15 protein-coding genes and 1 pseudogene are annotated in these 26,976 nt (G+C 70.3%); 7 read left to right on the top strand and 9 right to left on the bottom strand.

All coding sequences use genetic code 11. The features are described from left to right. Nucleotides 1–2: 2 nt before the first annotated feature. A complete protein-coding gene (locus tag OG322_RS07375) occupies nt 3–2,897 on the bottom strand; it encodes a DEAD/DEAH box helicase (RefSeq protein WP_443066531.1) in 2,895 nt (964 codons plus the stop codon). Nucleotides 2,898–3,018: 121 nt separating this feature from the next. After that, on the bottom strand, nt 3,019–4,212 hold the full coding sequence (locus tag OG322_RS07370; protein ID WP_329306217.1) for a serine/threonine-protein kinase: 1,194 nt from the start codon (nt 4,210–4,212) through the stop codon (nt 3,019–3,021). A 279-nt stretch (nt 4,213–4,491) separates the two neighbouring features. Here OG322_RS07370 and OG322_RS07365 point away from each other — a divergent pair, with 279 nt between their 5' ends. From OG322_RS07365 to OG322_RS41525, 5 genes and pseudogenes are all read left to right on the top strand, one after another. Next, nucleotides 4,492–6,138: a TIGR02677 family protein gene (locus OG322_RS07365; RefSeq protein ID WP_329306216.1), complete on the top strand. Its 1,647-nt coding sequence runs from the start codon at nt 4,492–4,494 to the stop codon at nt 6,136–6,138. Further along, nucleotides 6,135–7,367 carry a TIGR02678 family protein gene (locus OG322_RS07360; RefSeq protein ID WP_329306215.1) on the top strand — a complete coding sequence of 411 codons (1,233 nt, stop codon included), beginning with the start codon at nt 6,135–6,137 and terminating at the stop codon, nt 7,365–7,367. Before OG322_RS07365 ends, OG322_RS07360 begins: the two co-directional genes overlap by 4 nt. Continuing rightward, entirely contained in the window at nt 7,364–11,479 is a 4,116-nt protein-coding gene (locus tag OG322_RS07355; RefSeq protein WP_329306214.1) for a TIGR02680 family protein, read from the top strand. The genes OG322_RS07360 and OG322_RS07355 overlap by 4 nt, the downstream gene beginning before the upstream one ends. Beyond that, nucleotides 11,470–12,729 (top strand): TIGR02679 family protein, encoded by a 1,260-nt coding sequence (locus OG322_RS07350; protein ID WP_329306213.1) that lies wholly within the window; start codon nt 11,470–11,472, stop codon nt 12,727–12,729. Before OG322_RS07355 ends, OG322_RS07350 begins: the two co-directional genes overlap by 10 nt. A gap of 478 nt (nt 12,730–13,207) precedes the next feature. After that, nucleotides 13,208–13,333 (top strand): annotated as a pseudogene (locus tag OG322_RS41525) (DUF5655 domain-containing protein); the annotation flags it as partial. Here the strand turns inward: OG322_RS41525 and OG322_RS07345 are convergent. The 7 genes from OG322_RS07345 to OG322_RS07315 form a co-directional block, all read right to left on the bottom strand. Beyond that, the gene (locus tag OG322_RS07345; protein ID WP_329306212.1) at nt 13,332–14,198 is read right to left on the bottom strand and encodes an NAD-dependent epimerase/dehydratase family protein; all 867 of its coding nucleotides are present in this window, start codon (nt 14,196–14,198) and stop codon (nt 13,332–13,334) included. The pseudogene OG322_RS41525 and the gene OG322_RS07345 overlap by 2 nt on opposite strands. 26 nt (nt 14,199–14,224) lie before the next feature. Further along, nucleotides 14,225–16,447: an FAD-dependent oxidoreductase gene (locus tag OG322_RS07340; protein WP_329306211.1), complete on the bottom strand. Its 2,223-nt coding sequence runs from the start codon at nt 16,445–16,447 to the stop codon at nt 14,225–14,227. A 12-nt stretch (nt 16,448–16,459) separates the two neighbouring features. Further along, complete coding sequence (locus tag OG322_RS07335) at nt 16,460–18,751, bottom strand: hypothetical protein (RefSeq protein WP_329306210.1); 2,292 nt, start codon at nt 18,749–18,751, stop codon at nt 16,460–16,462. 125 nt (nt 18,752–18,876) lie between these two features. Next, nucleotides 18,877–19,755: a carbohydrate ABC transporter permease gene (locus OG322_RS07330; RefSeq protein WP_306086571.1), complete on the bottom strand. Its 879-nt coding sequence runs from the start codon at nt 19,753–19,755 to the stop codon at nt 18,877–18,879. Beyond that, nucleotides 19,752–20,702 (bottom strand): carbohydrate ABC transporter permease, encoded by a 951-nt coding sequence (locus OG322_RS07325; protein WP_329306209.1) that lies wholly within the window; start codon nt 20,700–20,702, stop codon nt 19,752–19,754. The genes OG322_RS07330 and OG322_RS07325 overlap by 4 nt, the downstream gene beginning before the upstream one ends. 7 nt (nt 20,703–20,709) lie before the next feature. Continuing rightward, nucleotides 20,710–22,050, bottom strand: a complete 1,341-nt coding sequence (locus tag OG322_RS07320; RefSeq protein ID WP_185095460.1) for an ABC transporter substrate-binding protein — start codon at nt 22,048–22,050, stop codon at nt 20,710–20,712. Between the two features lie 122 nt (nt 22,051–22,172). Next, nucleotides 22,173–23,174 (bottom strand): LacI family DNA-binding transcriptional regulator, encoded by a 1,002-nt coding sequence (locus tag OG322_RS07315; RefSeq protein ID WP_329306208.1) that lies wholly within the window; start codon nt 23,172–23,174, stop codon nt 22,173–22,175. 235 nt (nt 23,175–23,409) lie between these two features. On the opposite strand from OG322_RS07315, the gene OG322_RS07310 reads away from it, so the two are divergent. Further along, complete coding sequence (locus tag OG322_RS07310) at nt 23,410–24,552, top strand: mandelate racemase/muconate lactonizing enzyme family protein (RefSeq protein WP_123462975.1); 1,143 nt, start codon at nt 23,410–23,412, stop codon at nt 24,550–24,552. Between the two features lie 240 nt (nt 24,553–24,792). Beyond that, complete coding sequence (locus OG322_RS07305; protein WP_329306207.1) at nt 24,793–26,943, top strand: DUF6351 family protein; 2,151 nt, start codon at nt 24,793–24,795, stop codon at nt 26,941–26,943. Nucleotides 26,944–26,976: the final 33 nt, after the last annotated feature.

The following is a 26,976-nucleotide window of genomic DNA, read 5'->3' as shown; positions in this document are numbered from 1 at the left end:
TCCTAGGCGTGCGCGGCGGAGCCGTGGGCGGAGTCGAGGACGGCCAGGACGCGCAGCATGGGCCGGCCCGTCGTCAGCAGGGAGTCGGCGAGGCGGGAGAGGTCGTCCTTGGTCTCCTCGCCGGCGAGGGTGGGCTGTTCCCACTGGCCAAGGCGCTGCCGGTACTCCTCGATCGGGGCGAGGAGCGCCTTGTCCCACTCCGAGCTGTGGCGCGAGAGGAAGGCCTCGGCTGACTCCAGGGCGGCCGGGATACCGGCCCGCAGGCCGTCGGCGTCGTGGGGCTGCAACGGGTTGGCCATCGTCGGGCCGATGCCTGCCTCGCGCAGTGTCCCCACCATGTCGTCCGTGACGTGCTCGCCGGTGACAGCCATCCATTTCACGACCGTGGGGCGGCCGAGGGCGTTGGAGTAGATGCCCTGCACGAGGTACACGGGGGCGTCGACGTCGGCCGTGATGACCGGGGCCTCCTGGCGGCCCAGTTTCACCAGGACCTTGTCGGTCAGCCACTCCACCACCGGGTGGAGGTCGGTGAGCAGGGAGATCTCCGGCCAGCTGGAGGTGCCCGACTCACGGGCCCGTACGAGGGCCCGGTCGGCCAGCTTGCGGTTGAGGGTGACAAGCAGCCGCTCGCTCAGGCGCTGCTCGCGGCGGTAGTCGGGCGGCAGCGCCTTCAGCCGGTGCACCAGGTCGGCCGGGGGCTTGAAGGAGATCAGGCCGTTCTCGGGGTCGCGGTCCATCCCGAGGGACTGCTGGGCGTCGGGGAAGACCTCCCGTACCGCCTCGTCGACGAACTCGCGGGTGGTCGTGAAGAGACGGGGCACGTGGGCCTTCGGCGGGGCAGCCGAGGAACCGTCCGACGCGGGAGCCGCGACGGCGGGCTCGGCGGACACGTCGTCGACCTGGGCGAAGAAGTCGGCCAGGAAATCGTCCGCGCCGCCCGCCTCGTCCGCGGTGTGCTGGAGCGACTCGTCGACCGTCCGGCCCTTGAGCAGGTCCTGGATCAGCGACTTCTCCTCGGCCTCCGCGCGGTACAGGCCGGAGACCGCCTCCGCCGTGCCGAGCGAGCGGTGTGCTTCGTCCTCCCGCTCGAGGAGGCGCTCGGCGACCGTGCGGTCGTCCTTCGCGCCGTCCACCTCGCTGGTCAGGATCAGGGCGCGGAACTGCGGCTTGTGGACCTGCCCGTAACGGTCGATACGGCCGTTACGCTGCTCGATGCGGATCAGCGACCACGGAACGTCGTAGTGGATGAGCTGATGGCACTGCCGGTGGAGGTTGACACCCTCGGACGCCACATCACCGGTGAAGAGGATGCGTACGGGTGCGTCGGCGAGGCCGAAGTCCTCGATGCACTGCATCTGCTGCTCGTCGGACAGGCCGCCGTGCATCACGCGGGCCGCTTCCTCCAGGGACTTGCCCTTGAACCCGAGCGCGGCCGGCACGGCGGACCGCAGCCACTCCAGGGTCTGGACGCGCTCGGAGAAGACCACGACGCGTGTCTCGCTGCGCGGTCCGACGCCGATCGCCTTCAACTGCTCGACGAGAGCGGTGAACTTGCCGGAATCCTGAGCGGTCAGATCGGCCGTCAGCCCGCGCAGACGCTGGAGAGCGGCCAGTTCGGCGTCCGTCGCGTCCGGGTCGTTCTTCTTCTCCAGCGTCTTCATCCGGGTGTCGACCGTGGAGCTCAGGGCAGCGTGCGAGGAGAGGAAGGACTTGAGCAGGGTGTACGGGAAGAGCGGGACGTCGCTCACCGAGCGGCCCTCGGCGGGCAGCCATACCTGGGCCAGCTCGTCGAAGATCTTCTCCTCGGCCGGGGTCGCCGGGCAGTGCACCGACTCGGAAGGCCCTCGGTCGGCCCACTGGCCGGACATCTTCTCCCGTACCTCGGCGCTGACCTTGGTGCGGCGGATGAACAGGTGCTTGATGTCCTCGGCCGAGTAACGCTCCGGGTCACGGATCGCCGCCGGGTCGAGCAGCGCGATCAGCTCGGCGAACGAGCGGGCGTTGCCGTTGTGCGGGGTGGCGCTGGCGAGGATGAGGGCGTCCGTCTGCGGGGCGAGGAGCTGCGCGAGCTGGTTGCGCAGCGAACCCCGGTTGATCAGGTTGTGCGACTCGTCGATGACGACGGCGTCCCACCGGATGTGCTCCAGATGGTGCTTGTACTGATCGGTGTTCTTGAGGGTGTCGATCGAGACGATCACGCGCTTGAAGAACGTGAAGGGGTTGCGGCCGGCCGGGATCTCCCGCTGGATCCGCTCGATGCCCGCGGAGTCGAGGCGGATCAGCGGGATGGCGAACCGTGTCCACAGCTCGTGCTGGAACTGCTCCAGAACGTGCTGCGGGGTCACGACGAGGATCCGCTCGCCGCGGCCGCGGCGGATCAGCTCCGCGAGGGTGAGTCCGATCTCCAGGGTCTTGCCGAGGCCGACGACGTCCGCGATCAGCATGCGGGGGCGCAGGTTCCGCCCCGAGAGCGCGAGCTGCGCGGGCCGCTGCTGATAGGGCAGCGGGTCGAGGAGGAAGCTGTCGGCGAGGGCCAGACCGCGCTCGGACTGGGGCAGTGGGGTCTTGCGCAGGATCGCTTCGAGGAAGAGCCGGCTGCGGCGGAAGTTCGGTGAGTCGTCGCCGATCAGGGTGGTCTTGGCGGGGTCCATCAACTCGATGCCGGGCGCGCCGTCGCGGGTGCGCTCCAGGCCCGTGAAGAAGACGGCCTCCTGATCGCGGACGAAATCGGAGACCCCGACGGCTTCGATGCGGTCGCCGTCGTGATCGGTCCGGGTGACGTTCTTGACCAGCCATTCCTCGTCGCGTACGACGATCTGGGCGCCGGGCGGGAGACTCGTACCGGTGCCCGGGACGGGCTGCCCACCGGACGGCCGACTGGACTGCTGGGCGGTCACCCGCGGTACCTCCTGATAGCTGCTGAACTGTGTAGATCTTCGTGCGGGCCACGCCTCCGGACAAGGGGCGAGTGCCACCTCGGCCCGGCGCACACTGGAGCGTCTCGGCCTGCCGTCCCGCTCAGAACGGCGCCGTCGACGCGTACGTCTCCCGCAACTGTGCCGCGATCCGGAGCGCGGCGACGGAACGGCGGGGGCGAGGATGCGGCGCCGGCGTGGGCCGGGGCGCGGCCTCGGCCTCCGGGGTGGTCACCGCTACCGTCGGGGTGTAGCCCGGCGGGTGGGCAGGGGCGACGGACGGCTGCGGCAGTGGGACGGTCGGTGCCATGGCCGCCGGGTTCGGGGCGGCCAGGAGAGTCGGCACTTCGGAGAAAGCCTCGGCGTCGGTGGGCGGCGGAGCCGGAGCCGGTACGGGGGAGGGTTCCGGCGGTGCGTACGCGACCTTGGCCAGGGCGGCCAGTTGCCGTCGGGCCTGGGCCACGGTCGCCCCGTGCGCCTTGATGACCGCAACGCACTGGGTGACGACCTCGTCCATCGTCGGACGGTCGTGTTGCGCGTACCGGAGCATGGACGAGAGGAGGCCGACCAGTTCCTCGGGGGCTCCCGACAGGTCGGGGGCCTTCTCGGGGTTGACGATGTGGCTGAACAGCACCTGCACGTGGTCGGCCTGGTACGGATAGTGGCCCGTGCTCATGAAGAGCAGCACCGCCCCGAGCGCGTACACGTCCACCGGGGCCGTCAGCGGCTTCTCCCCGTTCGCCTGCTCCGGAGACATGCAGGCGGGAGTGCCCATCACCATGTTCGGTGCGGTGAGGGAGGCGCTGGACTCGGCGAAGACGGCGAGGCCGAAGTCGATGATCTTGGGGCCGTTGGGGCCGAGCAGGATGTTCGCCGGCTTGAGGTCCCTGTGCAGCAGCCCCTGGCTGTGGACTCCGGCCAGAGCCTCGGCAAGGGTCGCTCCGAGCGAAGCGGCTGCCAGGGGCGACAGGACACCCCGGGTGTCGAGGAGCCGGCGCAGGTCGGGGCCCTCCACGTACTCGGTCGCGAGCCACGGCTGCTCGGACTCCGTGTCGGCCTTCACGAACGCGGCGACGCGCGGTCCCCAGACCGTCTTGAGGACCTCGATCTCCTGGGCGAACCGCTGCCGGGTCTCCGAATCGACGACCGTGGGTTTGATGACCTTCACCGCGACGGCCTCACCGGCGGCGGACTCGCCGAGGTAGACCTGGCCCATACCGCCGTGGCCGATCCGTCCCAGCAGCGCGAACCCGCCCAGCTCGGCCGGATCGTCCGGGCTCAGCGGCGTTGCGTTCACTCTGGTCCCCACCTCGAAGGTCTGCCGAAGGTCGTGCGATGGCCGCGCGCGTGCGGTCGGATGGTCGCGCGCCTACAGCCAAGGGTATCGGCGGTATCCGACAGTAGGTCCCGTTCGGGGCAGGTCACCCTTGCCCCGAACGGATACAGCCCGAGGGCGGTCGGGAGATGCCCCTTCTCCAGCTTCGTCCTGACATCCCGAACCGGTCAGAACGGGGTGAATCGGCCGGATATTTCGGTCTCTTTCCGAGGTTGCCGCGCCTCAGGGACAATGGCGGCGATGACTGTCACCGCCCCCAGTGCTTCCGCCGGCCCCCTTCCCGAGCCGTCGGGCTTCGGCCCCTTCGCTCATCTCACGGTGCCGAACACCCCGCTCTACCGCCACGTGATGCGGACGTTCCTGACGGCCAAGGAACGGTTCGCGGTCCACCTGAGGCCCGAGGACGTGCACACCGCGCTCCCGGCGGATGTCCGTCCCGCCGAGCCGGACGCCGTCGTCGGCGCGCTCGACAGGCTCGTCGGCTGGGGCAATCTGCGGGCGGATCCCGATACCGCCCGGGTGACCGCGGTCGAGGACTTCTACCGGAAGCGGTTCATCTACCAGCTCACGAGGGAGGGGGAGGCCGCCGAGGAGGCGCTGTCCGCCTATGACGAGGCGCTCGGGCGGCGCGGTGCCCTCCAGGCCGTGGCCCTGCACGACATCGTCACCCAGCTTCGCGCCCTTCTCGTCCTGGCTGCCGAGGAGCAGCCGGATCCGGCCAAAGCGCATCTGGCGCTCGACGCGCTGGCCAGCCGGTTCGCCGCGCTCGCCGACAACGCCCGGGCCTTCATGGGATCGCTCCAGCAGACCATCGACCTGCACGATGTCGAAGAGGCGGTCTTCCTCGCGTACAAGGACCGGCTCATCCAGTACCTGGAGCGGTTCATCCAGGACCTGATCACGCTGGGCGGACGGATCGCGCGGCTGATCCTGGAGCTGGAAGAGGACGGGAGGGTGGAGCCCCTGCTCCGGGCAGCCGCCGGGCGGGAAGCCGCCGACGCCTCGCCGGAGGAGGCCGCGAACGCGGAGCGGGAGATGTACGAGCGGTGGGCCGCCCGCTGGTCGGGGCTCGGCGCGTGGTTCCTCAGCAGGGACGGGCGCGAGTCGCAGGCCAGGCTCCTGCGCGGCCGGGCACTCGGCGCGATTCCCCAGCTCCTCGCCGTCGTACGAGCGCTGAACGAGCGCCGGGCCGGCCGCTCCGACCGGTCGGCCGACTTCCGTACGCTGGCGCGCTGGTTTGCCGAGGCACCCGACGACGACGCCCGGCACCGGCTGTGGCGGGCCGCCTTCGGCCTCTATCCGGCCCGGCACCTCACCGTCGACGCCGACACCCTCGCCGCCCGCGCGGCGCGGCCCGTCCTGGCTTCCACCTCGTGGGCCGAGGCCGAGCCGTTGCGCATCAGCCCGCAGCTGCGCCGCACCGGCAGCTACGAGCGGCGGGGAAAGCCCCGCAAGGTCGAGGACCGGGAGAAGCTGCGGCGCTCGCTCGCCGAGACCGCCGCCAAGCAGGCCGCCGAGACGGCCGCCGCCCGCGCCCGGCTCGTCACCGAAGGCGTCACGCGTCTGTCCGCCCTCGGCGACCTCGACCCGGACTCCTTCGGGCTGTTCCTCCAGTTGCTCGGGGACGCCCTGGCCACATGGCGGCCCGGTATGCGGCACACCACCGCCACCAGCAACGACGGCTCCATGGAGATCAGACTCACCGCACTCGCCGACGGTACGACCGCCGAGGTCCGCACCCCCGGCGGAGTCTTCAGCGGCCCGGACCACCTCATCGAAATCCTCGACCTGACGGACGGAGACGACCTGACGGACGGAGACGGCCTGACGGACGGAGACGACCTGGTGGGCGGAGACCGTCCGACGGACGGAGAACCCCGACGATGACCACACCACTCGCCGAGGTCCTGGACGGCCAGCACGCCGCCGAGCTGCGCAAGGCCGCCCGTGCCCTGCTCAAGCAGCCACTTCTGCTCGCGCGGGGCCGGTACGCCGACGAGTTCCGCCTCGCCCGCCGGCACGCATCGGAGCTACGGGAGTGGTTCGACCGCAACACCGGCTGGGCGCTCCAGTCGGACACCGAAGCCGCCCGGCTGCGCAAGAGTCCCGGTGTCCTCACCAACCCCACCCACCCCGCGCGGGACACGACCCGCGGTGCCGCCCCCTTCACCCGACGCCGCTACGTCCTGCTCTGCCTCGCCCTCGCCGCCCTCGAACGCGGCGAGGCCCAGATCGCGCTGGGGCGCCTCGCCGACCAGATCGTCCTCGACGCCGCCGATCCCCGACTCGCCGCGACGGGGATCGAGTTCGCCCTGGAGCGCCGCGACGAGCGCCTCGATCTCGCCGCCGTCGTACGGCTGCTGCTCGACCTCGGAGTACTGCGGCGGGTCGCGGGCGAGGAAGAGGCCTACGTCAGCGGGGCGGGCGACGTCCTGTACGACGTCGAACGCCGCGTCCTCGCCGGGCTCCTGGCCTCCCGCCGCGGCCCCTCCACCGTCCACGCCGAAGCCTTCGACGACCGGCTCGCCGAACTCGTCGCCGAAACCGCCCTGGACAGCGACGAGCTGCGCTTCCGCGCCATGCGCCGCTCGCTCACCCGCAGGCTCCTCGACGACCCGGTGCTCTACTACGACGATCTGAGCGACGCCGAACTCGGCTACCTCACCCGGCAACGCGGCTTCCTCACCGCCCGGATCACCGAACTGACCGGACTGGTAGCCGAGGTGCGGGCCGAGGGGATCGCCATGGTCGACCCCGAAGACCACCTCACCGACCTCCGCATGCCCGAACAGGGCACCTACGGCCACATCACCCTGCTGCTCGCCGAGCACCTGGCCGCCGCCTACGGCCCCGTCGATCTCGGCGAGCTCGCCCTCCGAGTCCGCGAACTCGCCTCCCAGCACGGCGGATTCTGGTCGAAGTCCGCCAGGGAGCCAGGCATGGAGACCGAGCTCGTCGAACAGGCCGTCGCCCGGCTGGCCGCGCTCGGCCTGATCTCCCGTACTCCGTACACGGTCGTGGTGCGACCCGCCCTCGCCCGGTACGCGGTCGGCGAGACCGTCATCCGCGAACCCGGCTCTGCCCCCGTGCCTCCGCAGCGAAAGGCCACCTCGTGACCCGCCTCCCCACCCCGCGGCGTTCCCGCTGGCAACCCCTGCGCATCGGGCTCGTCGACCTGTTCCACTACGACGTGGAGGAGTTCCGCTTCCGGGACGGGCGCCTGCTGCTGCGCGGCAACAACGGCACCGGTAAGTCCAAGGTGCTCGCCCTGACCCTGCCGTTCCTGCTCGACGGCGACCTCAGTCCGCGTCGTGTCGAACCCGACGGCGACCCGGGCAAGCGGATGGAGTGGAACCTGCTCCTCGGTGGCGAGCACCCGCATTCCGAACGGCTCGGCTACACCTGGATCGAGTTCGGCAGGCTCGACGACGCGACCGGCGAGCAGCACTTCCGCACGCTGCTGTGCGGGCTCAAGGCCGTCAGCGGGCGGGGCATCGCCCGACACTGGTACGCCGTCACCCGCCAGCGCGTCGACCACGGCTCCACCGAACGAACGGAGGAGAGCTTCCGGCTCCTCGACGCCACCGGCACGGCCCTGTCCAGGGACCGTCTTGCCGAGGCCGTCGCCGGGCACGGCATGGTGTACGACCAGGCCAAGGCGTACCGCAGGGCCGTCGACGAAGCGCTCTTCGGCCTCGGAGAGCAGCGTTACGCGGCCCTGGTCGACCTGCTCATCCAGCTGCGCCAGCCCCAGCTCTCCAAGCGGCCCAACGAAGCCGCTCTCTCCCGCGCCCTCACCGAGGCGCTGCCGCCCGTGGACCAGGCCGTCATCGCCGACGTGGCCGAGGCCTTCCGCTCCCTGGACGAGGAGAAGGACGAGCTGGCCGCCGCGTCCGCCGCCGAGCGGGCCGCCTCCGCCTTCCTGGAGCACTACCGGCGGTACGCCCGGATCGCCACCCGGCGCCGCGCCCGGCTCCCTCGCACCGAGCACTCCCGCTACGAGCGCGTGCAGCGAGATCTGGCCGAGGACCAGGAGCGCCGAACCCGGGCAGAGGAGAAGCGAGCGGCGGCCGAAGCGGAGATCAGCTCCCTGGCCGAGACCGGTGAACGTCTGCGGGCCCAGGAGGCAGCGCTGCGCGAGGCGCCCGAGATGCGCGACGCCCGAGAGCTGGAGCACGCCGCCCAGGCCGTGACGCGAACCGGGCAGGCGGCGGACCGGGCGCGGGAGGACCGGCAGCAGGCGGACGCGCTTCACGCCAAGGCCCTCGGACGGCTCGGCGCCGCCGACAACCGGCTGCGTGCGGCGCGGGGCCGCGCTGAAGAGACCTGCGCCCACGTGCGGGAGCAGGCGGCCGCTGGGCACGTCGCCCTGCCGGCGGACGGCCTGCTGCCCGGGCCCGAATCGCGGCGGGCCGTCGAGGAAGCCACGGACCGCGCCCAGCGAGGGCTCGGCCACATCGAGGGCCGCCTCGAAGTGTCCGAGCAGGCCGCCGCCGAGCACCGTCGGGCGTCGGGCCGTCTCGACGAGGCGGAGACCGACCTCGCGCTGGCTGCCGAGACGCACGGCGAGGCGGAGGAGAACGCGGCGCGGGCGGGCCGGGCCCTCCTGGACGACGTACGCGAACGCGCCCGCGCCTGGAAGGAGCTGTCCTACGCCGACGCGACGGGCCTCCTGGACGAACTCCAGGAGTGGACCCGCCACCTCGACGGCCCCTACCCGGCGCGGGTCTCGGCCACCCGGGCGCACACCGCCCGCTCGGTGGACCTCGCCGACCAGGCGGCCGAAGCCGCCCGCGCGACCACGGAGCTGGCAGAGCGCACCGCCGAGGCCCGTCGCGAGCTCACCGCACTGGAAGCCGGCGCCGGACGCGAACCCCGGCCCCCGGCGACGCGCACCCCCGGCCTGCGCGAAACACTGCCGGGCGCGCCGCTCTGGCGCCTGGTCGACTTCCGTGACGAACTGCCCGAAGCCGGCCGTGCCGGGCTCGAAGCGGCGCTCGAAGCCTCCGGCCTCCTCGACGCCTGGGTGCTGCCCGACGGCTCCGCCCTCGCCGTGGACGGACACGATGTCCTTCTCTCCCCGTCGAACGGACCGGTGAGCGGCCCCTCACTGGCAGACGTTCTGGGCCCCGCCGTGGACTACGGCGATGGGCGGGCCGCTGTCCTGGACGAGACGACGGTGACCCGACTGCTCGCCGCCATCGGCCTCGACGGCGGGGGAGGAGCCACGACATGGGCTGCACCCGACGGGCGCTTCCGGGTCGGTGCGCTCACCGGTACGTGGGCCAAGCCCGCCGCCACGTACATCGGGGAGGGCGCACGCGAAGCAGCGCGCCGGGCCCGGGTCGCGGCGCTCGGCATTGAACTCGCCTCTCTGCGCGAGGAGTCAGAGAATCTCGCAGTTCGGTCCGCGGCGATCGCGGCACGCCGCCGCACGCTCGACGCCGAGCTCGCAGGCGTCCCCGACGAGTCGCCGCTCACCAGGGCACACGCGCTCGTCAGCGCCGCCGCCGAGACCGCGCGCAAGGCCCGTGCCCGGTACGAAGGGCGTGCCACCGAGGTCGTCGAGGCGGCTGAACTTGCCGAGCGGGCTGCCGCCGATCTCACCGAGGCTGCCGCTGATCTGGGGCTGCCCGCCGAACGGGCCGGACTCACCGCCGTGCGTCACGCCCTCGGCTCCCTCGCCACCGCGCTGGCGGCTCTGTGGCCCGCGCTGCGCGAACAAGGGGAGGCCGCACGGCAGGTGGACGACGAGCGTGCCGAGGAGGCCGAGGCGGAGCAGCGGGTCGTCGACCTCGCCCAGCGGGCGGAAGAGGCGGCGCGCGAGGCGGCGGCGGCCGATGAGCGGCACCGGACTCTGCGTTCCACCGTCGGCGCCGCCGTCGCCGAACTCCAACGGCGCCTCGCCGAGGCCATCGAGGCACAGCGGATCTGTGAGGCCGACCGGAAGAACGCCGGGCAGCGTCACGCTCAGGCGGACCGGGAGGCGAGCCGGGCCGAGGGGCGGATCGAGCAGTTGGACAAGGACCTCGCCGAAGTCGTTGACGCACGTGCGGAGGCCATTGCCGCGCTCCAGCGCTTCACGGCCACCGGCCTGGTCGCGGTCGCGCTGCCCGAGGTCACCGTCCCCGCCTCGGACGACGGCCACTGGGCCGCGACCCCGGCCATCGCGTTCGCCCGTGCCATCGACTCCGGTCTGTCGTCCGTCGACGACACGGACGCGGCCTGGGAACGCGTCCAGCGCCGACTCAGCGAGGAACTCAAGGTCCTTCAGGACGTTCTGTCCCGGCACGGACACAGCGCGTCCGCCCGCATGGTCGAGGACGGCATGGTCGTCGACATCGTCTACCAGGGCCGTGAGCGCGCCGTACCCGAACTCGCCGAAGCGCTCGCCACGGAGGTTGGCGAGCTCACCCGCATCCTGTCCGCGCACGAACGCCAGATCCTCGAAACCCACCTGATCACCGAGGTCGCCGGCACCCTCCAGGAACTCATCGGTGCCGCCGAACGACAGGTGCGGGACATGAACACCGAACTGGAGGATCGCCCCACCTCCACCGGGATGAGACTCCGGCTGGTGTGGCGGGCCTCGCGCAAGGCCCCGTCCGGACTGGCCCAAGCCCGCGAGAGGCTGCGCCAGTCCGCGGACGCCTGGACTTCGGAGGACCGCGCGGCGGTGGGCGAGTTCCTCCAGGCCCAGATCGCCCGCCAACAGTCCGACGACGGCTCGGGCAGCTGGCTCGAACACCTCACTGCCGCGCTCGACTACCGCTCCTGGCACGAATTCGGCGTCGAACGTCACCAGCACGGGCGCTGGGTCCCGGCCACCGGCCCCGCCTCCGGCGGTGAACGTGTCCTCGCCGTCTCCGTACCGCTGTTCGCCGCCGCCTCCTCCCACTACGCCAGCGCGGGCAGCCCGCACGCGCCCCGCCTGGTCACCCTGGACGAGGCGTTCGCCGGCGTGGACGACGACTCCCGAGCCAAGTGCCTCGGCCTCCTGAGCGCCTTTGACCTCGATGTGGTCATGACCAGCGAACGGGAGTGGGCCTGCTACCCGCAGGTGCCCGGCATCGCCATCGCTCAACTGTCCCGGATCGACGAGGTGGCGGCGGTCCTCGTCACCCGGTGGGAATGGGACGGCGCGCGACGGCAGCGCCGCGAGGACCCCGTACGTGACGCCTTGCAGGACGCGCCCGGCGTTGAGGAGCCCGAGTCGCTGTGGGGCTGACCCACGGGCCTGAGCCCGGCACCGAAGCAGTCGACAGCCCGCGGCTGGCCAGGCTGCTCGGCACGCCGGACCTCTCCTGGCTCGTCGAACGAGCACGCCGACGACTGGTGGCCGGGCAGCCCATGACTGGTTCCGTGTCCCTGGCCGATCCCACTCAGGCCCAGCGAGCAGCGGCCGAACGACTTCTCGCCCGGGCCCCCGGTGGCGGCAGGTCTCTGACCGTACGGCTGGAAGCGGTCGACGCCGTACTGCGCCGTTCGGGCGCAAGCCCGAACGGCCTCGCCGCTGCGGTCGCTCTGCTCACCGGGCCTATCACGTCGCTCGTCCAAGCCCGCCAAGAGGAGGAGAGCGCCTGGAAGCGGGCGCACACGCCGCTCGACGAGCTCGTCGCTTCGGTCCCCGCGCTTGCGGAGTGGGCGGCCCGGATACGCGCCGACGGCCTGGCGCGGCGTCTGGGGCGCACACCAGACGTCACGTTCGGCCTGCTCACCCGTGTGTGTACCGCCCTGTACGCACTCCCCGCCGTCCCGGTCGTCTCGCTACCCGCCTTCGCTGCCCGGGTCCTCGGCTGGGCTCACGCCCTTGACGACGGCACACCGCTGGCCACTCTCACTCTGTCCGGGGCCCGTGCGCTGACCGGTTTCCACGATGGTCAGGGCGCCGAATGGCGACGTGAGGCCTGGGCCTCGGTAGGGCTGTTGCGGGACGAGCTGTCCTCGACCGTCCTGACCCTGAACCTGCGCGGCACCCCGGCCCTGGACCGCCTGGCCGAAGACGGCGAACCCTGTGTGCTCACCCTTCGCCAGCTCACCCGCAGAGCTCCGGCCGTCACCGATCCTGTGGTGCGGATCTGCGAGAACCCGACCGTCCTCGCGGCGGCGGCCGACATGCTCGGCCCTGCCTGCCCGCCCCTGGTCTGCCTCCAAGGCCAGCCTTCCGCCGCCGCCCTCACACTGCTCCGGGGGTTGCACGACCACGGAGCGACCCTGTACTACCACGGGGACTTCGACTGGGGAGGGCTCCGGATCGCCGGCGTCCTTCGCCGCCGCGTCCCCTGGCTGCCTTGGCGCTACACGGCCGCGGACTACCGCGCCGCCGTGCTCCGCTGTGCCCAACCTCCGTTGTCACCGCTCGTCAGCACCCCGACGGAGACCCCCTGGGAGCCCGCACTCGCTACGGCCGTCGCCGAACTCGGTGTTCGTGTCGAGGAGGAGAGGGAACTGGAGCTGCTGTTGTCCGATCTCACGTGAGGATCGTGACCGTCCGGCTGGGCAGGGGCATTGAGAGTGAACCGTTCCGGGTTCGGCGGAGACATTAGCAGGGGCGGTGATGGGGTTCTCCCGGTGCAGCGCGAAGTCGTTGGCGTCCGAGACCGAGGAGTTCCTCCGCCCGGGTGCGGGGTGTTGTCGGCCGGCGGGCCTGGCCCATGATGTTGGTCGGAAAGATGGTGCGGGGCATGACAGGTGAGCTGGCCTCCGGAGCCGGTGGGGGTGGACCCGATGGGTGACATGGCTTCGGCGGCCTGTTCACCGGCTGTCGGCCATGACGCTCGTTTGACGCTCCAGGCCGCCACACGCAGGACGGCGAGCTGAGAAATGGTCTCTGACCTGGGCTTTTCCATCACGTGCTCAGGCCGACATTTTTTCGATGACCCACCACGTCGAGTGCGTCGCGATCCTGGAGCCGGAGAAGAAGGACGACTGACCTGCGGGTTTGGGTGCTGCGCGGCCGCGCCCGATCCGTATCGCCGGTGACTTCACGCGCTACGACGTACATGCCGTGACGCGACCACCGGCGCGGCATCGAGCCGGTCCGCAGCTGGTCCGCTGCCAGCTCTTCGGCAGCGGCCTGCTCACTGGGGGGTGACCGCCCCGCGACCGAGAAGATTCCGAGCCGTGAACCCGAGCAGCCTGCGCGCGGCCGAGGTGTCGACCGGCGCCGCGCGGCCCGGCAGCGGGCGCCGCAGCACGGTGGTGGGGTGATAGCGGCGCAGCAGCTCCTCCGTGGGGTAGGGCACGATGATCTCGGGGGCGCAGAGGTGTACCGCGTGTGCCGCGCGGCCGGGTACGTCCAAGGCCAGCAGTGCGGCCCGCGCCGCGTCATGGACCTCCAGGTACGTCCACAGGTCCCTTGCCCCCGCGGCCGGGTCGGCCGTGAGCCGGGTGGCGTGCGCGAGCAGGCGTTCCTCGAATCCGCCCACGTACGGATAGCGCAGGCACACCACGCTCATCCCGTGCCGCCGCGCCATCGTCTGCGCTGTCAGCTCGTCGACCTGTTTGGAGAGGCCGTAGGGGTCGGACACCTGGGAGGTCATCGCCTCATCGACCGGTGCGTACGGTGGATGCGGATCCTCGACGTCCGTCCAGGGCAGGCCCGTGACACCCCAGGAGCTCGCCACCGCCGCATGCCGGATCCCGGCCCGGCCTGCCTCCTCCAGGACCGTGAAGGTGGAGAGGGTGTTGCCCGCGAAGACCTCAAGCGCGGTGTTGCGCTCGGGAGTCGGGATCGCCGCCAGGTGGATGACCGCGTCGGCGCCCTCCAGAGCCGCCTGCACGGTCTTCGCGTCGGCGGCGTCCCCGGTCACGACCAGGCGGGCCGCGAGATCGCCGGGATCATCGAGGACCAAGGCGTTCGCCTCGATCCCGCGCTCGGCGAGCAGCGCGAGGACCGCTCGACCGATCCGCCCGGCGGCCCCGGTGACCATCACTCTGCCTGCCATTCCGTCACTCTCCCGCGTCGGTGCTTCTACTTGTAGGCGCGCACGGCGACGACGTGCGCCGACGCCGCCCCGTTGGTGGCTTCGACGACGATCCGGATCGCGGATGTGGTGACCGGCTCCGCCAGTGTGTGCGTCTCGCGGCGCCGGCGATTTTGCGCCGCACGGGCGATGACGCGCCAGGTGCCATCGGTGTCCAGCGCCTCGACGCGGTAGTCGCGAAGGAGGGTGGGGAGGGTGTCGAAGGGCGTGCGGTGGTGGTGCAGGTTGATCAGGTCCTCGTTGACGTCGTCGTCGGCGATGACCTCGATCCGGCCCAGGGCGACCGGTTCGGGCCAGGCCAACTCGAGCCAGGGGGACGGGGAGTCCGCCAGGGGGGCGGAGACCCACATGTGCGGTCCCGCGTACGGGCGGGCATAGCCGTCGGTGGCCTTGGCGGGGGAGTAGGCCGCGGTCTCTCCCGTACGGAAGCAGAAGGTGCGGCGCAGCAGACCCGCGTCCGTCCACTCGCGCAGCGGCTGCGGCGATTCGTCCGACGGGCGCAGCGGGACGCGCGTGAAGCACAGGACGCCGGGGGTGGGGCGGTCGGAGCGGTGCAGAGCGAGGGCGTCGTTGGCGCGGAGGACCAGGAAGGCGTTGCGCGGGGTTTCGGGAGACCAGTCCAGGCCCGTCTTGAGCCATTGCCGGGCACCGGCGGCGACGGGCAGGGTGATGGAGGTGACCAGGCGTCGCGGGACGTAGTTCTGGCCGAGTTCGGGGTCGTACAGATCGATCACGATCTCGGTGTCGCGGTCGGCGTCGACGAGCAGTTCCACTCCGGAGAGGTCCGGGTCCGCGGGGAGGACGAGTCCGGCGTCCGCCGTGAGCGGCCACAGCGCGTCGGAGTCCTCGACTGCCAGGCTGCTCAGGGTGGCTGAGGCCGTGGCCGTCGCCCGCAGGGCCAGGTCCTCCTGGTCCGTCGAGGCGAGGCCGATGAGCGAGGCGTCCTGGCGCAGCAGCGCCCGGTGCAGCTCGGGTACGGGGAGTTCGCGCGGGGTGACATCTCCGGTGGCGCAGAGTGCCGCCGCCGTGCCGGCCGCCTGGCCGATCGTGGCGCAGGTCGCCATGACGCGGGTCGAGCCGAAGGCGACATGGCTGGCGGAGATATTGCGCCCGGCGAAGAGCAGGTTCTCGGTGTTCACCGAGTAGAGGCTGCGGTAGGGAATGTGGTAAATGCCGTCCGCGTAGAGCTGTCTGGCGCCTGCCTCGGTGGCGTACATGCCCTGCGGCGGATGCAGGTCGATCGACCAGCCGCCGAAAGCGACCCGGTCGGCGAACTCGGTCTGGCCGAGGATGTCGCCCTGGTGCAGGACGTAGTCGCCGAGGAAGCGCCGGTACTCCCGTTTGCCGGGGATCGAGCCCACCCATTCCAGGGTCATGTTCGCCGCGTCGAACTCGCCGGAGTTCTTGATGTGGTCCCAGATGCCGTGGATCACCGACCACAGCTCGTCGCGGATGCGTTCGTTGTCGTGGACGGTGTCGAGCTCGCCGCCGAACTCGATCCACCAGTACGCGCAGCCGTTGTCGCCCGCCTTGATGATGCGGCGCTGGGGGATCTCGGTCTGCGTGATGTCCTTGGCGAAGTTCGGCGGCACGAACTTGACGGGGTGACCGGCATCCTTCGTATAGAAGAGGAGAGTCGAGCCCAGGGTGATGTCGTCGGCCGTCTCCGGAGCCCATGCCTCGTCGTACTCGGCGCGCGATTCCCGGCCGATGCGGTGGTGGGCGCCCGCCAGGTGGCCGATCAGGCCGTCTCCCGTGCAGTCGAGGAAGAGGGAACTCTCGAAACGTATCCGCCGTTCCGAACCCATCATCCAGCCGGTGACCGAGGTGATCCGCCGGGCCTCGTCCGGGCCTTCGGCGTCGACCTCGCGCACGTCGGTGTTGAGGTAGAGCGTGATGCCGGGCTCGGCGCGCACGGCGTCCAGGACCACGGCATCCCAGTAGTAGGGGTTCCCGTCCGGGTTGCGGAACTGGTTCTCCACGAGCAGCTCGCCCATGATGCCGCCCTCACGGGCATGGTGGTTCTTGCCGTGGCCGGTCGCGCCGCACACCCAGACCCGGACCTCGCTGCTCGCGTTGCCGCCGAGCACCGGCCTGTTGTTGATCAGCGCGACGCTCCGGCCGAGCCGGGCCGCGGCGATCGCTGCGCAGACCCCGGCCAGGCCGCCCCCGACGACGGTGATGTCGTGGCGTGCGGTTTCATTCCTCATGTCGTATGTCACTTACTTCCAGTCGGGATGGGCGGACAGACCGTAGTAGACGCGCGGGGCGCCGTCGAGGGTGAGGCTGATCTTGCCGCCGGAGGCTTTGAGGGAGCGTTCCTGGCCGATGCAGTTCAGCTCCCGCACCGTGCCGTCGACCGTCCCCGAGTGGGCCACGACCGCGGTCCTGGTCGTCCAGGTGTCGACCCAGGGCTCCGGCGATGCGTACCAAGGGTCTTCGCCGTGGTCGGAGTTGAGGATGTAGCCGTCCTTGCGGCTCCAGATGATCGACACCGGTCCGCCGGGGGTGGTGAAGAGGAGCCCCTTGATGTCCTCGTCCGTGAAGGCGAGATGCCGGACGAACTCGGCCTGGTCCAGGACCCGGGCGGCGGTCGCGAAGGCGAGGAGCGAGGGCTTGGCGCTGGTGTCGCGGTTCATCAGGCCGTAGTGGAACTCGGGGTTGGCCGGGTCGGCTTCCTGAGGGTGGTAGAGCGTCGAGTCGTGCAGCTGGTACCAGTTGACGGCGCGCACCTTCTCGGCCTTGGCGAGAGCGAGCGTGAGCAGCGTGTTCTCGGCGGCGTGCCGGTAGGTGTCGCTCCACCACGCGTTGGGCCGGGTCGGTGCGTACGCCTCGGTGAGCCAGAGCTCCTTGTCGCCGCCGTACTCCTCCAGGACCTGGTTCGCCTTGCGCAGCGCGCCGAGGAAGTTCCAGTACGAGCCGGACGGCCCTTGCGTCCACTCCTCGGGCGGCGGCGCGAAGTCGGGCGTGAAGTTGCCGCGACCGGGGTGGAAGGCGAAGGCGTCGATGAGATCCCAGCCGCCCGCGTCATGGAAGTTCTCGGTCCATACGTAGTCCATGCCGCCGAGGCCGGCGTTCATGACCTTCATCCGCGAGCCCGCCGCGTCGAGGCGCGTGGTGACCTGGCGCAGACCGTCCCGGACGTAGGCGTCGGCGCCGCGCCCCGACATCCAGGGCTGGTTGACCTCGTTGCTCACCTCGAAGTACGCGGCCTCGGCGTCCAGGGCCTTGGCGACGTTCGTGTCGGCCCAGGCCGCGATCTGCTCCGGACTGCCGCCCACGGGGATGCCGCTCAGCTCCACGTTGTGCCCGATGCCGTTCGCGTCCAGAGTCGCGGTGTCGATGCCCGGGGCGCCTGCGTAGGCGATGCGGATCCACTTGATGCCGAGCGTCCTGACCAGCCCGAGTACGGCGTCCTTGCCGGGCTTGAGCAGCCAGGGGTAGTTGGCGAGACCGAACATCGACTCCTTGCCGGCCTTGTACGTGAACTCCGGGAGCACGCTCAGATTCGTGCGGGCCAGTGCCCTGTCACTGCCGCTGACCGCCTCCACCTCGGTGAACACGATGTTCTGCGAGGGCGAGGTCAGGGGAATGGAGGCGTTCCAGACGGCGCCCGCCGCGAGGCTCCTGCAGAGTGTTCCACCGCCGATCTTCTTGCCGCCGAAGTCCCGCGCCCACCAGTTGAGCCGCACCGTCCTGGCCGCGGCGGAGCCGTTGACGACCTGCGACTTGAGCGTCATCGTCTGCCCGGCCGCCTTGTAGAGGTTGAACGGCTGGTCGGTCCACACCTCCACGCCGAGGGGCCTCTTGGCCGCGAGTGCTCCCGCCCCGCGCGGCCGCAGATCGCCGAGGACCAGATCGGCCTCGGTGACCGCGCTGGTCGCGCCGGTCGAGGTGCCGGGGGAATGGACCCATGTGGCGTTCGTGCTGGCGGGGTTGGTGGACGAGAGGCAGAAGAAGCCCTTCGAGCCCGCCCACGTCTCCACGTACGCGCCGCCCGCGTTCACCTCGTACGGAATGCCACCTCGGGCGTCCCGCTCCCAGACGGTCAGCGCTTCGTACGACTCCGCCGCGCTCGCCCCGTACACCGTGCGGGAGAACATGAAGCCGGCCGGTGTGAGCGTGCCGGGGCCGCCGACCTCCCACTTCAGGTGTGCCTTGCGAGGAGTGACGTCGAAGGTGCCGCGCACCGTGACTCCGGACGCGCCGCTCGCCATCGTGTACGTGACCTGAATCGCGGGCCGCCCGTCGGGGAGCGTGATCCGGGCGGGCGTACCGCCGAAGGTGCGCTGCTGGCCCAGCGCGGTGTCCTTGATCATGAAGTGGCTGAGCAGGATGCGGTCGGCGCCCGCGCCGTCCCGCACGAGGACGCTGCCGTCGCTGCGGCCGACCAGGGTGATGCCGTCGGCCTCGATGGTGACGGGATCCGCGGCGTACGCGGGAACGGTCGGCAGCAGTGCGGCGCCGGTGGCGACGGCCGTGCCCTGGATGAATCTGCGGCGGGCGACTGGCATGGAGGTGCCCTTCTCTTGGTCGGGGTGTTCCGGATGCTCCGAAGTTCCGAAGCCGAAGGTGCGGCGGGGAAGTCGATGGCTCGGCCGTTGACTCCGGTGGACCTGGCCCTTGACGCCGGTGGAGCTCAGCCCTTGACTCCGGTGAAGCCGAGTCCGGCGACGATGTACTTCTGGCAGACGACGAAGACGAGCACCGGCGGCGCGACGGCGAGCACCATCGCGGCGATCAGCTGGTCCTGCGGAGCCTGCGTGGCGAGCTGGGCGAGAGCGACGCTGATCGGCTGCTTCTCGGGGTCGGTGATGGCCACCAGCGGCCAGATGAAGTCCTTCCAGGAGTGCATCACCGCGAGCAGACTGATCACGGCGAGCACCGGCTTGCTCATGGGCAGCACGATCTTGGTGAGCAGCTGCCAGGTACTTGCCCCGTCCACCCGCGCCGCGTCGAACAGCTCCTTCGGCAGGGCGTCGAAGAACTGCTTGGCGAGCAGCACCGTGAAGGCGTTCGTGCCGGCCGGCAGCCAGATCGCCCAGTAGGTGTCGCCCAGGTTGAGGTGGAGGAACGGCACATCGATCACCGTCATGAAGAGGCTGACCATGTTCACCGTGTACGGCACGAACATCGTGGCGAGGATCGCCCCGTACACGGCCTTGCCGAACCTCGGTTTGAGTACCGAGAGGGCGAAGCCCGCCGTGGCCGAGACGAAGAGCTGCACGAACCACGATCCGCCGACCACCAGGAAGGTGTTCATCAGATAGCGGCCGACACTCAGATCGGTGTACGCCGTCGAGAAGTTGCCCAGGGCCGGCCGGTCCGGCCAGAGGGCCAGGGGAGCGGTCGTGAGCTCGGTGGGCGGTGAGACCGCGCCCTTGACCATCCAGTACAGCGGTCCGATGCCGATGAGCAGCAGCAGGATCAGGGAGAACGCCTGGATGGAGCGCACCGCGGCGCGTACGCCGGGGCGTTGGCGGTCGTTGGTGGATACGAAGGTGGTGAGCGTGGTCATGACGTGCTCCAGCTGCGCGTGGCCCGCAGGTAGACCGCGGAGAGCAGGGCGAGGGCGAGGACCATCAGGAAGGAGAGCGCGGCGGCCTGGCCGTACTCGCCGTCCTGGAAGGCGTACCGGAAGATCAACAGCAGGACCGTGAGGGTGGAGTTCTCGGGTCCGCCGCCGGTGAAGACGTACGGCTCGGTGAAGACCTGCACCGTGTTGATCAGCTGTACGAGCAGCAGCAGTCCGATGACAGACCGGAGCTGGGGCAGCATCACATGCCAGATCCGCCGCCAGATGCCGGCGCCGTCCACCTCGGCGGCCTCGTAGAGTTCGCCGGGGATGCCGACCATCGCCGCGAGGTAGATCAGGACGGCGCCGCCCATGCCCGCCCAGGTGGCCTCCAGGACCAGCGAGAGCATGGCGCTGTCGGACGACTCCAGCCACGCGTACGGGCCGAGCCCGACCTTGCCGAGGACGTTGTTGAAGAGCCCGCTCCCGGGATCGTAGAACCACTTCCAGAGCAGGATCGCCACGACCGGCGGGATGACCACCGGCAGATACACCAGGAAGCGGTAGACGCCCGCGCCGCGCCGCACCGTCGACATGATCGCGGCCAGGATCAGCGGCGCCGGGAAGCCGATCAGCAGGCCGAGGACCACGAAGAACACGGTGTTCCCGACGGCGGTGGCGAGCAGTGGATCGTCGAAGAGCGTGCGGAAGTTGTCCAGGCCGACCCAGACCGCGGGCTCGACGAGGTTGGTCTGCTGGAAGCTGAGCAGCAGGCTGCGCACGATCGGCCACCAGGCGAAGAGCCCGAAGACCAGCAGCGTGGGGACGAGGAACAGCCAGGCCGTGAACTGTTTGCGGGCGCCGGTGCCACGCCGCAACCGCGGCATGGGGCGCGGCACGGGCTGCTTGGACACAGCGGCCGGGCGCCGGGACGGAGTGAGCAGGGCCATGGGCCGGCTACTTCTGGTCCGCGGCGAGCTTGGCATTGACGTCCTTCTCGGCCGAGGCCAGCAGGGAGTCGATGTCGGCGTCGCGCTTGGTGAGCACAGCCTGGACCACCGGGTCGAGCGCGGTGTACAGCTTCTGCGCCTGGTACGGCGGCTCCGGCTTCAGCTTCAGCGTGGAGAGGCCGTCGGTGTACGGCTTGAAGTTCCGCAGCTTCACATTGATGTACGGCTTGATCGCGGCGTCGATCTCGGTCTGCCGCTTCTTGTCGAATACGGGCAGCGTCGGCACGCCCACCGCGGACTTCGGGTCGGCGGAGAGCGCCTTGGCCTGCTCGGCGGCGATTTCGGTGCTGTACTGCGGCTTGGCGTAGGCGAAGGTGAGCCACTCGACGGCCGCTGCCGCGTGCTTCTTGTCGGCGGACTTCGGGACCATGTAGATGTCGCCGCCGGTGAGTGTCGCGTCGCCGCCGGACTGCGGCATCGGGGCCACTCCGAAGGCGTCGGTGTTCTCCATGCCGAACTGCATCTTCGCCAGTCGGTACGTCCCCGGGCTGCCCATGAACATGCCGACCTGCCCGGCCGCGAACTGCTTGATCACGTCGTTCTGGTTGTTGAGGAGGGTCTTGCCGAGCGAATCGTCCTTCCAGCGCATGTCCTTGAGCAGCCGCAAGCCCTTCTTCGTCGGCTCCCCGGTGAGCGTGGCGGTGTACGTGCCACCCTGCTCCTTCTCCAGCTCGCCACCGAAGGCGTACGACAGCATCGTCAGCTGCCAGCCGCCCTGGTTGTCCTTGGACTCGTGGACGAAGCCCGCCTTGCCGGTGCTGTCGCTGATCCTCTTGGCGGCGGTGCGGACCTCCGCCCAGGTGGTCGGCGGTCTGTCGGGGTCGAGGCCCGCCTTCTCGAAGAGCTCGCGGTTGTAGACCAGGCCCTGGGCGTAAGGATTCTGCGGTACGCCGTACACGTCGTCGGCGCTGTCGGTGAGCGGCTGGAGGACCTGGGGGCTGAACTCCTTGAAGTGCTTCCACTCCTTGAGCTGCGCGGTGATCGGCTGCACCTGCTTCTGCTGGATGAGCCGCTGCGGCTCGGTCAGCGGCACCTTGATGACGTCCTCGACATTGCCGCCGGACAGCTTCGCGGAGAACGTCAGCGGGTCGAAGACCGTGGTCGAACCCTTGACCTTGATGCCCGGATGCGCCTTCTCGAAGTCGGCCACCTGCTTCTTGAACAGGGCGACCCCCGGCTTGTCGGTGGCCGGCGGCATGCCCTGCACCCGCAGCACGAGATCGCCGTCCCCGCCGGCGCTGCTCGGGGTGAGGGAGGAACAGCCCGCGAGGGTCGCGGTCAGCGCCATGCAGCCAAGTATGGCCGCACAGCGGGAGTTTCTGGGCATAACGGCTCCAAGAAGGGCAGGAGTGGGCTCGGTGCGGTGCAGTGCGGGGCTTTGTTCGTTGTGGCGGTGGGCTGCGCCGTGGATCAGTGGGCGGGTGCGGGGCCCGTCGAGGCGCGGGGGATCAGGCGGGAGCCGATCTCCACGAAGGGGGACGTGACCTCAAGCCCGGCTCCAGTACGGCCTGTTGCTCCCGCGATCGTCTCGATCAGGAGGTCCCCCGCGCGCGTGGCGATCTCTTCGGGGTCGATCCTGATCGTGGTGAGGCTGGGGGTGGAGACGGAGGCGAGCAGCGTGTCGTCGATGCCGATGACGCTGACGTCGCGCGGCACGCTCACACCGAGGTTGGCCATCTGGTGCAGCACGCCGAGGGCGACCAGGTCGTTGTGGGCGATCACGGCCGTCGCATCGTGGGCGGCGACGAGGGTGGCGGCGTGCACGCCCGTCTCGAACCGCGGCTCGTACGGTCCGAGCTCGGACAGGGAGAGGTCGAGCGCCTCGAAGGACTCCTGGATGGACTTGCCGCGGCTCAGCTCGGCGCGGGACGCGTTGATGAAGACGCAGCGCCGGTGGCCGTACGCCTTCAACTGCTCCGCGGCCTGCGCGATGCCGGCGGACAGCGAGATCCGGACCTCGGGAATGCCCGGCACATGACGGTTCACCACCACCAGTGGCATCCGGCCCGCGAGTTCATGGAGCCGGTCCTCGGTGAGGGTGGAGGCCCACAGGATCAGGCCGTCGACCCGCTTCGACACGGCCGCGATGGCGGCCAGCTCGTCCGCCTCGCGCTCGTCGCTGTCGGCGACCAGGACCGTGTAGCCCAGCTGCCGGGCGCGGGCCTGCATCGCCTTGATGATCGGCGGGAAAAACGGGTTGGCGATGTCCGGGACGATCAGGCCGAGCGTTCCGGTGCCCCCGCCGCGCAGTGAACGGGCCGCCGGGTTGGGGGAGTAGCCGAGCTTGGTCGCGGCGTCGAGGATGCGCTGCCGCGTCGTCGGCTGCACCTGGTCGGGTGCGGTGAACGCACGGGACACCGTCGACACCGAGACCCCCGCGGCGCTCGCCACCTCCCGGATCGTGACTGCCACGAACGGCCTCCTCGTCGTCTTGAGCCGGGGGACCCCGGTCGTCTCGCATCTGGATCCTGCGAATGCTGTTGATGTTTGCGAACGTTCCCATGGCGTGTCAAGACATGTGTCAGGAGTATTTCATCGAGGGAAACCTTCTGGATGCAAGGGTCTTGCGCTTCGCCTCGACTGCTGCCGATGATGTGCTCTCAAGAACGGTACTGAAATTGCGGGAACGTTTTCATAGAGGAGCGGAATGAAGATCACCGGCCTGGAAGTGCTGACTCTTCCCGACCACGGCGACAGCATGATGCTGGTCGTGGTCGACACCGACGAGGGCATCCACGGCCTGGGCGAGGTCGGCATAAGGTCGCGCCAACGGGCGGTAGCGGGCGGGCTGGAGCACCTCGCGGAGCTGATCGTCGGCGAGGACCCGCGGCGGATCGAACACCTCTGGCAGGTGATGTTCCGGCGCGGGTTCTTCCCCGCCGACCGCATACTCGGCGCCGCCATCGCAGCGGTGGACGTGGCCCTCTGGGACATCCGAGGCAAGGCGCTCGGCGTACCGGTGCATGAGCTCCTCGGTGGCCGGGTGCGTGATCACGTACCCGCCTATGTGCATGTCGGCGATGGCTACCACGACCGCGCGTGGTTCCTGGACCGCTGCCGCGACCTGGTCGCCGAGGGCTGGCGCCATCTGCGGTTCGCCTCGCCGCACGACGCCGATGGCACGCTCGACGCCCGCCGCTGCCTACGCGACTCGGTCGACCTCTTCCATCAGGTGCGGGACGCGGTCGGCGACGAGGTGGAGCTGATCCTCGACGTCCATACGCGCCTGGATCCGCCGGAGGCGGTGACCCTGTGCCGGGAGATCGAGGCGGCCCGCCCGTACTTCGTCGAGGACCCACTGCGCTGCGAGAACCCGGACAGCTACCGCATGCTGCGGGCCCGCACCGGCGTTCCACTGGCCGCAGGTGAGCAGTACGGCTCCAAATGGGAGTTCAGGGCACTCATCGAGGGCGACTTCATCGATTACGCGCGCGTGGATGTCGGCGTGGCCGCGGGCCTGACCGAGGCGAAGAAGATCGCGGCGATGGCGGAGACCCACCACATCAAGCTCGCCACCCACAACCCGCTCGGCCCGGTCACCGCCGCCTCCTCGCTCCAGCTCAACCTGGCCTGCCCGAATGTCGCGGTCCAGGAGCACCAGACCGACCCCGATCCGGCCATCGCCGCCCTCTTCACCGCGCGGCCGACGATCCTGCCGGGGCGGGTGGAGCCGAGCGAACTGCCCGGCATCGGCGTGGACATCGACCGGGAGGCGGCGCGCCGGTACCAGGCCGCGGCGGCCGAGCGCCCGCACTTGCGCACGGCGGACGGGGCGTTCACCAACTGGTAGCCGCGCAGGGCCGGTCCGCCGCGCGGGCCGGCCCTGCGGGATTCAAGGCCACGTACAACCCTTGTGCCCCATCCGGCAGAGCGCAGGACGCCGGACAAGGAGCGGACCTCTTCCGGCCACTGGCCGGGAAGCCGCACACCATGACAACGGTACATGCGCGTCACCGTCCCGGCGGGCCCACCGCCCGCGTCCGCACACCGAGTACGAATTACGACTCCAGGAAGTGAGGCGAGCTCCGTCGTGTCGTTCACAGGAGCCGCGAGGCCGGTCCAACTGGGCCTTGTCGGCATAGCGTTCATGGGCGTGCTGGTAGGCGCGTCGGCGACGCCGGCCGACAGCCAGGAACGCGAGAAGCTGCAGGTGACGGCCGTGTCGTCGCGGCCCGGCACGGTGTCGGGAGACGACGCCCTGATACGTGTCGAGGTGCCCGCGTCCACAGCGGCCGACAAGGTCCGGGTCGAGGTGGGGGGCCGGGATGTGACCTCGAGCTTCCGGCCCTCCGGCGACAACGCGCTGATGGGCGTGGTGAAGGAGCTGTCCAAGGGCGCCAACACGTTCACGGCCCGGGCTCAGGGCGCGGACGCCGGACAACTGACCGTGAAGAACCAGCCCATCACGGGGCCGGTGTTCGCCGGGCCGCACGAGCAGCCGTTCGTCTGTGACACCGCCGAGTTCAAGACGGTCACCGGCACCCCCCTCGGGCAGCCGATCGACCAGGACTGCTCGGTCAGGACCCGCGTCGACTACATGTATCGCACCACGGCCGGCACGTTCGTTCCGTTGCCCGACCAGAACGTCCGTCCCGCCGACCTGGCTACCGCCACGACGAGCGCGGGCAAGAAGGTGCCGTACATCGTCCGCGTCGAGACCGGCACCATCAACCGGGGCATCTACGAGACGGCCGTGCTGCACGACCCGGAGTCGGGCACCCCCGACCCGCTGGAGCGTGGGCCGGGCTGGAACGGGCGCCTCGTGTACGGCTTCGGCGGGGGCTGCAACGGCGGCTGGTACGTCCAGGGCCGCAACACCGTCGGCATCATGAACGACACATATCTGAGCAAGGGCTACGGCGTCGCATCGTCCACGCTGAACGTCTTCGGCAACAACTGCAACGACCTGCTGGCCGCCGAGACCATGAGCATGGTCAAGGAACGCTTCGTGGAGACGTACGGCGACCCGGCCTTCACCATCGGGAACGGCTGCTCCGGCGGCTCGTACCAGACCCACCAGATCGCCGACAACTACCCGGGTCTGCTGGACGGCATCCTCTCCGGCTGCAGCTTCCCCGACGTCGGCTTCGGGACGATCCACACCCTCAGCGACGCCCAGCTGCTGAACCACTACTTCAAGGAAGTCGCGCCGGACGCGTTCACCAAGGAGCAGCAGAGGGTGGTCTCCGGGTTCGGCAAGTGGGAGAGCATCGGCAGCCTGGCCAGGGCCGGCGGCCGTATCGACCCCACGGTGTTCTGTCCGCCCCAGCTGCCCGCGGAACAGCGCTACGACCCCGCCACCAACCCGGACGGTGCCCGCTGTGACGTCTACAGCCACACCGTGAACGTCTACGGCGAGGTACCGGGGTCCGGGAAGGCGCGCAGGCCGCTCGACAACACCGGTATCCAGTACGGACTCGAGGCCCTGAACAAGGGCACCATCGACATCGACCAGTTCATCGACCTGAACCGGCGTATCGGCGGCCTCGACGACGACGCCAAGCCCGCCGCGCAGCGCACCGTCGCCGATCTCGCGGCGGTACGGACGGCCTACCGGACGGGGCGCGTGCTGAACGGCGGTGGCGGCCTCGCCGACGTTCCGATCATCGACTACCGCGACTACACGGACGACGCGGCGGCCGGCGACATGCACATGCGCTTCCACTCCTTCTCCACCCGGGCACGCTTGGACAAGGCCAACGGCACCCACGCCAACCAGGTCATGCTCACCCGCTCCAACGGGCACGGATTCACTCTCGCCGGGATGCTGGCCGACATGGACCAGTGGCTCACCGGCATCAAGGGAGACTCCGGCAACGACGCCCCCATCGAGAAGATCGTCCGCCACCAGCCGCAGGGCCTCACGGACGCCTGCTGGACCCGTGGCATCGGTGCGAAGAAGATCGCGGAGCCCCAGGTCGAGGGCATCGACAACACCGAGTGCAACACCCTCTACCCGGTGTGGACATCGCCGCGGATGGTCGCCGGAGCCGATGTGGCCAACGACATCATCAAGTGCCGCAAGCGCCCCGTGGTCCGCTCCGACTACCTGGTGCCGGTGACCGACGGCCAGTTCACGGATCTGAAGGCGATCTTCCGGGACGGTGTCTGCGACTGGTCCCAGCCCGGGGCGGGTCAGCAGGGGCTCGCCGGTACATGGCTCTCCTTCGACCAGAAGTGACAGCAGCGCGGCAGGTGAGCCGGAACGGGGACC

It is taken from the genome of Streptomyces sp. NBC_01260, from assembly GCF_036226405.1.
GTDB classification, from domain to species: domain Bacteria; phylum Actinomycetota; class Actinomycetes; order Streptomycetales; family Streptomycetaceae; genus Streptomyces; species Streptomyces laculatispora.
The sequence above is the reverse complement of the archived record's forward strand: the minus strand, read 5'-3'. Positions and strand labels throughout refer to the sequence as shown.